This is a genomic window from Nostoc sp. KVJ20, from assembly GCF_001712795.1.
In the GTDB taxonomy this organism is placed as follows: Bacteria; Cyanobacteriota; Cyanobacteriia; order Cyanobacteriales; family Nostocaceae; genus Nostoc.
Genome location: NZ_KV757830.1, coordinates 1 through 10,864 on the forward strand (window position 1 = coordinate 1; position 10,864 = coordinate 10,864).

Annotated in this window: 6 protein-coding genes and 1 rRNA gene; 2 read left to right on the forward strand and 5 right to left on the reverse strand. The window is 43.8% G+C overall.

The window, feature by feature from the left end; genetic code table 11:
• Positions 1–158 precede the first annotated feature (158 nt).
• Together murQ and A4S05_RS38015 are read right to left on the reverse strand one after the other, a co-directional pair.
• Positions 159–1,085 carry an N-acetylmuramic acid 6-phosphate etherase gene (gene murQ, locus A4S05_RS38010; RefSeq protein WP_069074893.1) on the reverse strand — a complete coding sequence of 309 codons (927 nt, stop codon included), beginning with the start codon at positions 1,083–1,085 and terminating at the stop codon, positions 159–161.
• 109 nt (positions 1,086–1,194) lie between these two features.
• Positions 1,195–1,623, reverse strand: coding sequence for a DUF3110 domain-containing protein (locus A4S05_RS38015; protein ID WP_069074894.1), 429 nt, complete (start codon positions 1,621–1,623; stop codon positions 1,195–1,197).
• A gap of 265 nt (positions 1,624–1,888) precedes the next feature.
• Between A4S05_RS38015 and A4S05_RS38020 the strand changes: the two genes are divergently transcribed.
• Entirely contained in the window at positions 1,889–7,816 is a 5,928-nt protein-coding gene (locus A4S05_RS38020) for a translocation/assembly module TamB domain-containing protein (RefSeq protein ID WP_069074895.1), read from the forward strand.
• Positions 7,817–7,933: 117 nt separating this feature from the next.
• Here A4S05_RS38020 and A4S05_RS38025 read toward each other — a convergent pair whose 3' ends face one another.
• Complete coding sequence (locus A4S05_RS38025) at positions 7,934–8,863, reverse strand: carbohydrate ABC transporter permease (RefSeq protein ID WP_069074896.1); 930 nt, start codon at positions 8,861–8,863, stop codon at positions 7,934–7,936.
• Between the two features lie 159 nt (positions 8,864–9,022).
• Between A4S05_RS38025 and A4S05_RS38030 the strand changes: the two genes are divergently transcribed.
• Entirely contained in the window at positions 9,023–9,688 is a 666-nt protein-coding gene (locus A4S05_RS38030; RefSeq protein ID WP_069074897.1) for a GIY-YIG nuclease family protein, read from the forward strand.
• Positions 9,689–9,785: 97 nt separating this feature from the next.
• On the opposite strand, the gene A4S05_RS38035 is transcribed toward A4S05_RS38030, so the two are convergent.
• Both A4S05_RS38035 and rrf read right to left on the reverse strand, forming a co-directional pair.
• On the reverse strand, positions 9,786–10,562 hold the full coding sequence (locus tag A4S05_RS38035) for an ABC transporter ATP-binding protein (protein WP_069074898.1): 777 nt from the start codon (positions 10,560–10,562) through the stop codon (positions 9,786–9,788).
• Between the two features lie 157 nt (positions 10,563–10,719).
• Positions 10,720–10,837 (reverse strand): 5S ribosomal RNA (gene rrf, locus A4S05_RS38040).
• Positions 10,838–10,864: the final 27 nt, after the last annotated feature.

Genomic DNA, 10,864 nt, shown 5'->3' on the forward strand with positions numbered 1-10,864 from the left:
AGGTTAGGACATTTTAAAAACCCCAAGGCTAGGAATAGTAATACTTTTACCTCCTGCCTCCTGCTATATCAGGTTTTCTAGGGAATATTTTCTAAAAAAGGCGTGCTACTAAGAGAAGTAGCACGCCTTTTTTTAGAATATTTATTTAGGAATATTTTTCAAGGTTGCTTATGGTTTTGATAGCTGACAACAGCTTCCCTGAGATTACTTTGGTGTTCTGAAAGAAGCCGATCGCCTTCGTCTTTTTCTAAACCAGTCCAGTGCATTAATAGCGCTAGCTTCACCCATTTACCACTGCGTTCTAGTAAAAAACCAGAAGCTTCCCGGCTTAAACCTGTGAGGTCTTGCAAAATTCGCAAAGCGCGATCGCGTAACTTTTGATTTGTTACTGCTACATCCACCATCCGATTGCCATAAACTTTGCCTAGTTTGACCATTACCCCGGTAGAAAGGATATTTAAAGCTAACTTTGTAGCTGTACCAGCTTTCAGACGAGTTGAGCCAGCAATGATTTCTGGCCCTGTCAATAGACGAATGTCAATATCGGCATCAAAGCTAACTTGTTCAGCCGGAACACAGGCGATAAAAATAGTAATGGCTCCTCGCTGACGAGCAGCATGAAGCGCACCGTGGACATAAGGCGTTGTTCCACCAGCGGTAATACCGACTACGACATCTAACTGGGTAATATGTCGCCCAGCGATCGCAGCCTCACCATCTTCGATACTGTCTTCTAAATCCTCAGAACTACGTACCAGGGCCCCAGCACCACCAGCAATAATCCCCTGTACCAATTCTGGAGGTGTACAAAAAGTAGGTGGACACTCAGCAGCATCTAACACCCCTAATCTGCCACTTGTCCCCGCACCGATATAAAATAAGCGTCCTCCGTGGCGCAAACGCTCTGCGGTGCGCTCAATTGCTTCAGCCAACTGAATTTTCGCCGCTGCAACTGCTGCGACTGCCTTTTGGTCTTCGTTATTAAACAACTCCACCAATTCCAGAGAACTGAGTTGGTCTAAGTTTAGACTATTAGGATTTACCAGCTCGGTTAAAAGATGCCCACGTTCCTGCAAGTTTGTCATTTGTCCTCTGTCATTTGTCCTACAGTAAGCCGCCTACGTCTATTGTCATTAGTCAATTAGCGACCAATGACCAATGACCAATGACCAATGACTAATGACTAATGACTAATTACAACAATCCTTCCAATTTGCGACGCATCTTCTCTAGTTCAGAATCAGACAATTCTGGTTCTTCTAGTGGCTGTTGATTGAGAGGGAAGGTGTCTTCAACAGTATCCTCCTTGTGGGCGTCTGCTTGCCAGTCAGTTTCTTCGACATTCAGTTCTGGGGGAGTGACAACTAAATTGCTGTTTTCTGGGATGATTTCCCATTCATATCCAGCACTTTCGCAAAATTCCTTAATTTCCTCAGCATCGATCGGCTCTGGTGTAGGTGCGGGAAAATCCTGAGCTTCCAGCATTAAGGCAAAGCGCGTGGCGTCGTCTTCTGACTCAAACATCAGAATTTTATTGCGATTGCCTTCCCGAATCGTGTGAATCCCCTCATTTTCCGTTCGAGCATTAAAAATTAATACAAAGACACGCATTGGTGTAATCATCTGTCTTTTTTAAGGTCTATTCATATTAAAGTTCTAGGTTGCACCTGTGCGAAAGTCAAAGGAACAATTTTCACTCTATTGAGATCAGATTTTCCTGAAAACCCCAATATTATTAAGCATAAGTATTGGATCAAGCAAATACCGTAACTTAACCAATGAGGTCTTGGGTTTAGTTGGCGTATCCTGGAAATGGCATACTGAATGAATGTGTCAGTTAATGCTTGTGTGTGCCAGCGACATCTGGTAATTAATACAGTGAAAGCAAATGACTAAAACTCCCAATCAAGATATTCTCTCCCCGTCCCCTATCCGCAAGCGTCTGTGGTTGCTGGTGTTGAGTCGGGGTAGCATTACTTTGGGCGGACTTTTACTGTTAGGAGTTATCATCGGTATTTGGCGGTTGTGGACTTTTGTCCAAACAGAATTAACACCTTTGGCACAACAAAGTCTCACGACTACACTCAACCGTCCGGTAAAACTGGGAAGAGTCACACAATTTTCGTTGACGGGAGTGCAGTTTGGGGCTTCAGCTATTCCAGCCACACCCACAGATCCAGATCGGGCCGCAGTCGAAGCTGTAGAGGTGGGTTTTGACCTGCCACAACTAATCTTTAACCGCCACTTAAAGCTAGATGTTACCTTAGTCAATCCAGATATTTACATTGACCAAGATGACCAAGGGCGCTGGGTTTCCACTACTATAGCGTCGTCAGGTAAAGGCGGCGCAATTAAAACCGATTTGGACAATTTGCGGTTTCGCAATGCCAAGCTGGCGTTGATGCCGCAGGAGAGGGCAGAGGAAGCAGGGGACAGGGGGCAGGGGGGAGGGGGAGATAAGGGAGTGACATTAACTTCATCCTCCTCATCTCCTATAACATTTTCTCAACTGAACGGATCTGCACAGCTTTTAGCAAATAACCAGTTGGTCAGGTTTGAAGTGGAGGGTCAAGCAGACAGTGGTGGTAATATTGCCATTCAGGGAGAGACGCGTTCTAAGGAGCTAGCAGGGAACTTTCAGTTGCGATCGCAAGACTTGCTGGCTGCGGATATTACTCGCCTCATTAAGTTACCAGTGAACTTACTGACTGGTCGAGCCAATGGCGACTTGCTGATTCGGTTGATGCCAGGACAGGATACTTTATTGTATGGCAGTGCGGCTGTGCAAGGGTTAACACTTCAAATACCCAAAGTCCCGCAACTGTTGAGCAATAGTCAAGGAAACCTCCGTTTTCAGGGAACGGAGTTGCAGTTAGATAATGTCACTACCAACTACGGCAAAATTCCCCTAGTGGCTACGGGAATTATCGACACTCAAGCAGGTTTTAAGTTGACAGGGCGGGTAAATGCGGTGAGTTTGGCGAATGCCCAAGAGACTCTCAAGGTAACATTACCTGTGCCGATCGCTGGACAAGTACAAGCTTCTTTGCAGATTACCGGATCAACTAAAGCACCAATTCTCTCAGGTACAGTTGCCACAATCCAAACTGCCCGGATTGATAAAGTTGATTTTAATAGCATCAGTAGTAAGTTTGAGCTTGTTACTAGTTCCTCTTTAATTACCCTAAAAGATATTCAGGGTAAAGCTAAAGTTGGTGGTGAGATCACGGGCGCTGGTAAAATTCAACTCGGTGAAACCCCGCGACTGGATTTAAATTTTGCTGCCAAGAATGTTCCAGGGGATGCGATCGCAAAAGTTTATGAAACAACTCCCGCTTTCCAAATCGGCAATGTCTCAGCTACAGCCCAACTAACCGGCGCTCCTACCAATGTCCAAACGGTGGTAAGATTCCAAGCTCCTAACGGAACTTACCCTGGAACTGGCGAAGTTGCGATCGCTCCAAATCGCACCGTCTCTTTCCGTAATGTGGCTCTGAATGTAAGTGGTGGTAAGGTACGGGCAACTGGTAGTTATGCCAATGATCGTTGGCAAGCTGTGGCTGTTGCCTCTGGGGTAAAATTGGAACCCTTTGTAGACAAAAGTCAACTGCAAAATGTCTCGTTGGCGGGGGCACAGTTTAATGGTCGTCTCATCCTCTCAGGCAGCACAGCACCATTTGAAATTGCCACGATTCGCAGTGATGGTGCAGGAGTTCAAATTGGTGGCGGCACAGTTGTAGTTTCTAATGTCCAACTACAAGACCAAGGCTTCTCTGCTCAACTTATAGCTAATGGTGTGCGGTTGGGGCGGATATTGAAACAGTCTCCCCCAGCTTTAAATAATCCATTGGCGGGTACGTTCCAAATCGCAGGTAACAGAGATAATTTCAGTTTGAAAACCTTCCGTGGCACTGGGGAAGGTCGCCTTACTATTGGCGGCGGTACGGTTACAGCCAATAATATCCAAGTGGGTAATGGTGTATATCAAGCGCAAGTTCAGGCTAAAAATGTGCCTGTGCAGCAATTGGCAACATTACCAAAGCAGTTCCAAGGAGCGTTAAATGGTCAGTTCAACGTAGCGGGTTCTGTTGAGTCGTTTCAACCGCAAACTATTCAAGCCAGCGGTCAGGCGCGGGTCAATGTTGCGGGTGGAACTATTACAGCTAATAATATCCAAGTGGGTAATGGTGTATATCAAGCGCAAGTTCAGGCTAAGAATGTACCTGTGCGGCAGTTGGCAGCAGTACCACCGCAGTTCCGAGGGACGTTAACTGGTCAAGTAAACGTGGCGGGTTCTGTTGAATCGTTTCAACCACAAACTATCCAAGCTATAGGTCAAGCGCGAGTGGATGTTGCAGGTGGAACTATTACAGCCTCTAATATCCAAGTCGGTAATGGTGTATATCAGGCACAAGTTCAAGCAAATAATGTACCGTTGCAGCAGTTGGCAGCAGTACCCCCGCAGTTCCGGGGAGCCTTAACTGGTCAAGCAAACGTGGCGGGTTCTATTGAATCGTTCCAACCGCAAACCATCCAAGCCAGCGGTCAAGGACGGTTGGATGTTGCAGGTGGAACGATCGCAGCCTCTAATATCCAATTGGCTAATGGTCGTTATCAAGCTGTAGTTGATGCTTCCGGTGTGGAATTAAATCGGTTAAATCAGCAATTGCGGGGTCAATTTGGCGGTCAGTTGCAATTAGCTGGCACGCTAGGATCATCCAAGTTAGCTGATGTGCGTGCTGCTGGACAGGTGCAATTATCCCAAGGTATCCCTGGTCTTGAACAACCTCTGACGGCTGCGATCGCTTGGAGTGGTGAAAGGCTGACCATTGAGCGAGCAACTGCTCCCGGTTTAAGTGTTACTGGTAACATATTAGCCAATGCTAAGGGAGCGGGCATACCGGAAATTACTGCATTAAATCTCAACGTCCAAGCGCAGAATTACAACTTAAAACAGTTACCGATTAATCTTCCTAATCAGGTTGCTGTGGCGGGGAGAGTTGATTTTAATGGTCAAATCACTGGTAAGCTGCCCTTGCCAAATGTGGTAGGGCAAATTAATTTACGAGATTTAGTTGTTCAAGATATTGCTTTTGAGCCGTTGTTAACTGGAAACATCGATTCAGCAGAGGGACGCGGTTTAAATTTGAACTTGGCAGGAAATAGCGATCGCCTGGCCTTTAATTTAGATGCCAATAATCGCCCGAAATCCTTCTTAGTAAAATGGCAGCAAGCATCAGCTACAGGTAATGTTCAAGGGAATGATTGGGCGCTCAAAGTTGCCAATTTCCCCTTACAAATATTGAACTTGAGTCCGCCGCCAATTACTCGACTGGGTACTGGTAAGATAGCTGGATTGTTAACTGGGGATTTGCTGTTTAATCAGCAGACATTGGCAACAACGGGGAATTTTGCGATCGCTGATCCGCAAATTGGTCGAGTTAAAGGCGATCGAATAGCTGCTCAATTCCGCTACGGTGACGGGAAAGCCACACTCGCCAGTAGCGAATTTGTCAAAGGCAAAAGTAGCTACGCCCTTGTCGGTACTTTTGCCCAAAGCCCTAAAGGGCCTCAACTACAAGGGAAACTGAACGTCAACCAGGGAGAGATCCAAGACGTTCTAACTGTAGCGCAGATATTTGATTTACAAAATTTGCCAGGTGGTTCAGCAGAAATCTACGGTACAGCAGCCGATCTAAGCACCACCCCCCAAGGAGCGCCAAATCAACCCTTATTAACCCAAATCCAGCGGTTTTCTGAAATTGAAGCTTTGGTAGCAGAACAGGAAGAACAGCGACTTAATTCCACTCCCATACCAGATTTGGCAGACTTAAAGGGGACTTTCAACGGGGAAGTGGCTGTAAATACAGCTACAGCTAATGGATTATCAGTGGATTTTAATTTGAATGGACAAAACTTTGCCTGGGGTAAAAAGGAAGAAAAAAATCGTTTTTATACTGCCGACAAAGTGATTGCCGAAGGCAACTTTGAAAATGGTGTTTTGAGTTTGCGACCATTACGAATCCAGTCTGAAAACAGGCTGATTGCCTTCACGGGTAACGTTGGCGGTGATGAACAATCTGGCCAGTTGCGGGTGAATAATTTTCCCGTACAACTATTGAATAATGTTGTCAAACTACCAGTTGGAATCACAGGAAATCTTAACGGTACAGCAGCTTTAGCAGGAAGCATTGCTAATCCCCAAGCTAGAGGGGAATTGCAAATTACAGAAGGAATACTAAATCAGAATAAAATAGAGTCAGCGATCGCAAGTTTCAGCTATGCCAACGGACGCTTAAATTTTGGTAGTACTGTAGCCGTTGCCGGGCCAAAACCTGTTGATATTACTGGCAGCATTCCTTATAAATTGCCTTTTGCCTCTGTCGCACCAGACAGTGAGCAAATCAGTTTGGATATGAAGCTGGAAAACGAGGGATTGGCACTGTTAAACGCATTAACTAATCAAGTGGTATTTGAGAAAGGTGAAGGAGAAATAGACCTCAAGGTGCGTGGAACATTGCAAAAACCCGAAGTAGATGGAATTGCTACTATTAGTAATGCTACTTTTTCAGCCCAGGCTTTGCCAGGTAAGCTCAGACGTGTAACAGGTAGAGTGCTGTTTAATTTTGACCGCATCTTAGTAGAAAATCTTGAAGGTAGATTTAGCCGTGGGAAGGTAGAAGCTGCTGGGGAAATTCCCATCTTCAACAATGAGAATGCGACTATCAACAATCCCCTGACTGTTAATCTCGATCAGCTGACGTTGAATCTCAAGGCACTTTACCAAGGAGGTGCTAGCGGCAATTTGCAGATTACTGGTTCTGCCCTTAGCCCAGTAATTGGCGGTAAAGTAAACTTATTTGATGGTCAGGTATTGCTGGCAGAATCTACTGACGCAACTTCATCTGCAAATGATAGTGGTCTTGGTGTATCACCCACAAAAGATAATAAGCAGAGTAAAACTGAAATCGGGAATGGAATGGGAAATACTATTGCTAGATTTAATAATCTAGATTTAGAACTAGGCAAAAACGTTCAAATTACCCGCCCCCCTATTCTCAACTTCCGTGCCACTGGTAATCTCATAGTTAACGGCCTAATCAATCAGCCAATACCCGATGGCACTATCCAGCTAGAAAAAGGTGGTGTAAATTTATTTACTACCCAATTTAACCTTGCTCGTGGCTATAAACATACCGCAACATTTAGTCCCTCTCAACCCCGCGACCCCAACTTAGATATTCGGCTATTTGCCAAAGTACTAGACGTAACTCAAAGTAATGATTTCAGCCGGATAAATACCACAGGTTTATCATCCTTAGAAAGTGTTCGAGTCGAAGCCACTATCAACGGTTTAGCTAGCAAACTGAATGAAAATTTAGAACTAACAAGTAGTCCGTCACGTAGCCAAACCGAAATTGTTGCTCTTTTAGGAGGTGGATTTGTAGACACCCAAGGACGTGCTGACAGTACTTTAGGTCTAATTAACATTGCAGGCTCGGCTGTGTTCAACAATTTTCAGTCAGCTTTTAATCAGATTGGCAGTACCTTTGGTTTAAGTGAACTGCGAATATTTCCTACCGTTATTTCTGAGAATCCCGAAGCTGGAAGAAGTAATTCAACTTTAGAATTAGCAGCGGAAGCTGGGATTGATATTTCTTCCAAAATATCTGTTTCCAGTATTAAAATCTTAACAACAAATGACCCCTTCCAATGGGGTGTTAATTACCGCATAAACGACGAATTTCGTGTGCGTGCTTCCACTAATTTAACCGATGATAGTCGTGCAGTAGTGGAGTATCAAACTCGGTTTTAAATAAAAAAGAGTTGAAAAGTCGTATGCCTCGCTTTACCATTATCCAAAATTTATATCCTTGTTGTTCCCTCTTCTCCTTACTTGTCTTACCAAGCTTGATTTTGTGCAGTTTAAATATCAAATTGTGATATTATCCCCATCCTGTTGATTAATAACTAATCGCAAAATTGATAACCCCAAAATTATCAAAAATAACACTAGCCCAATTGTGCAAGCGTAGCTAATTTCCAAATTGTTGAAGGCTTGCTCATATAGATAATAAACAATCGTCTTCGAGCTACTGAGTGGCCCCCCTTGGGTCATAATGTATACCTCTTCAAATACTTTGGTTGCAGAAATAGCCGAAATTACCGCCACTAGTGCTAGATACGGTTTCATTAAAGGTATGGTGATATCCCAATGTTTGCTGATCCCATCCGAGCCATCAATTGCAGCGGCTTCGTAGACATCAGTGGGAATTGATTGCAACCCCGCTAAATAAATCACCATGTAGTAGCCTAGTCCCTTCCACACGGTGACAGCCATAACGCTGGCAAGAGAAATTGGTACAATACCAAAAATTTTGTCTGGGCTAGTCAGCCAAGGAATACCTTCTGGAAAAATACCTAAAGCTTTAAATAACTGATTAAGTAATCCGTTTTCTGCGTACAACCATTTCCAAGCTATTCCCGCAACTACCATTGAAATTACGACTGGAGTGTAATATGCAGATCTAAACCAATTCATCCCTCGCAGTTTTTGATTTACCAATATTGCCAGTACTAAGGGAGCAATTACTAAAATTGGTACTACACCAACAAGATATAGAAAAGTGTTTTCCAAGGTTTTCCAAAAAACCGCATCTTTCCAAAGCTTGAGAAAGTTTGCGAAACCTATCCATTCTGGCGGCTGGGCAATATCTTCATAGCTAGTAAAACTGAGGTAAAACGCTTGCAGTGCAGGCCAAAAAACAGTTAACCCCAAAAGAACCAAAGCGGGTAGTAAAAATAAATAAGGAGTTAGTCTCTGTTTGATGAATATCCAATTTTTAGGCGTCAATTGATTCATATAAATTCTAATAGTTGTTTTTGCTTGGTCAAAATCCTTAAGAAAAAGAATTTGGAGATGTGAGTAGATTTAAGCTTCAATATTTTAAGGGCATATATTTACGTAGCGCTTCGCGCTTGCCATTGGCATAGCTAATTAATAACTCGGAGATCAACTGCAATGGAAACTCAGCACAACCCGTCGTCAATTGAACATCAAAATGTCCCCATAAACCACCGTGGACTACATGACTTTTTATATAGTTCCGATGAGGAACACACCGCCATTGAGGTGAGTATAACCCCTAAACTGGCAAACGATGGTACTGAAATCATTGATCTTGAGACTTGGAGTGCAGCTGCTCAGAACGCTAAAGTTGCAGGTGTCTACGCAGTATTGGACGCAGTACGCTGTACACAGCACATTGGCTATTCTCGGAATGTATTGCTTTCTCTAAACGGTCATGTCACTAAAAATGGTAAGCAAAAGTGTGCTTTTGTCCGCGTGCAAGCATTCAAATTCCCCAAGCGTCAAGAAATGGAAGATTTGCGAGATGCGTGGATAGCAGAACTCGAAAGTACGCCACCTGGTAACGCAACTGATAGAGAAATGTGGGCTAGCACGGTAGGTGAAGCTGCGAAAGCGGTAATGTCAGAGGCGGAACGCCAAGCCTATGAGGAGAAAAAGCTAAAACTGCGGAAAGCAATGGCTGACACAACTCTCTCTAAAGAGTCAGAAACAATAGATGCCAGTGAAGCCGAGCGTCAGCGTCAACTTGAAGCTGCTGTAACAAATGATGACTGGAGTGTAATTATCGACGCACAGACACAGGAAACCAAGTCTTAGATGAGTGTTCAATCCTCTCATGATTTCCCCACTTGGATACCCATCCATTTACAGAATAGAGTATCCAAGTATTTAGATTTTGCTAGCTTGGCAGATTTTAAATAGCAGAAATGGCACAAACCTGTAATCCGACAGGCGTGTGAATAATCACTGATTCTACACCGAAGACTTGTGCGATCGCATTTGGTGTCAGGACTTGTTCCGGTGTACCAATTTCCCAAATATGACCCTGTTTTAATAATCCAATACGGGAACTATACCGTGCTGCCAAATTCAGTTCGTGCAAAACTGTAATAATAGTTAATTCCTGCTGCTGATTCAGTCCTTTGAGCAGTTCCAATAGTTGCAACTGATAGTTGATATCTAAAAAAGTTGTCGGTTCATCTAATAGTAAAACTTTTGGCTCTTGCGCTAGTGCTAAAGCTAAAAAAGCCCGTTGTCTTTCACCGCCTGATAGTTGTTCGACTAAGCGATCGCTCAGTTTTTCTAGTTGTGTCTTTTTAATTGCAGTTTCAACTTTGAGCCAATCTTCAGCCTTTAGTTCCCATTGCCACCAAGGTTGATGCGGCGTGCGTCCTAAACTTACTAATTGCCGCACTGTTAACCCAACGGGAACCGTTTGTTGTTGCGGTAATAATGCCAGTTTCTGTGCGACTAGATTTGGGGGTTGAGAGTGAATTGCTTTACCATCAAGTAGCACTGTTCCATATTGTGGTGAGAGAATACGACTTAGCAATTTGAGTAAAGTAGATTTACCTGAACCATTAGCACCAACTAAACTCAACCATTCTCCTGTTTGCAGAGTTAGGTTAATATCTTGGACAATTGGCACTAAAGCGTAACCGCCTGTGAGGTTTCGTAGTTCGAGTGGCATTTCAAAAAATCAAAAATAAGAAATCTTAATCTTACAAGCGCTAAATATTTAGCTGCAATCTTCTTTAAAATACTTCAAACGGTATTTTGGAAATCCATCTCTGGAATAACAAAACCCTCCTCATAATATTATGAGGAGGGTTTTGTTGTAAGAATAAACCTGGCATCGAGCTATTTTTGCGTAGGGCTACCCCTAAACTATCGTTGCCGCAGCAGTGTTTCACCTCTGAGTTCGGGAAGGGTTCAGTGTGGTTCCACCGCGCAATAGACACCAGGAAAATTTGTTGGGTCAGAGACCCTGAA

Bases quoted from the DNA above. Each gene is read 5' to 3' on its own strand.
- A4S05_RS38035 (WP_069074898.1), bottom strand. From the start codon at position 10,562: ATGCCACTCGAACTACGAAACCTCACAGGCGGTTACGCTTTAGTGCCA.
- A4S05_RS38030 (WP_069074897.1), top strand. From the start codon at position 9,023: ATGGAAACTCAGCACAACCCGTCGTCAATTGAACATCAAAATGTCCCC.
- A4S05_RS38025 (WP_069074896.1), bottom strand. From the start codon at position 8,863: ATGAATCAATTGACGCCTAAAAATTGGATATTCATCAAACAGAGACTA.
- murQ (WP_069074893.1), bottom strand. From the start codon at position 1,085: ATGACAAACTTGCAGGAACGTGGGCATCTTTTAACCGAGCTGGTAAAT.
- A4S05_RS38020 (WP_069074895.1), top strand. From the start codon at position 1,889: ATGACTAAAACTCCCAATCAAGATATTCTCTCCCCGTCCCCTATCCGC.
- A4S05_RS38015 (WP_069074894.1), bottom strand. From the start codon at position 1,623: ATGATTACACCAATGCGTGTCTTTGTATTAATTTTTAATGCTCGAACG.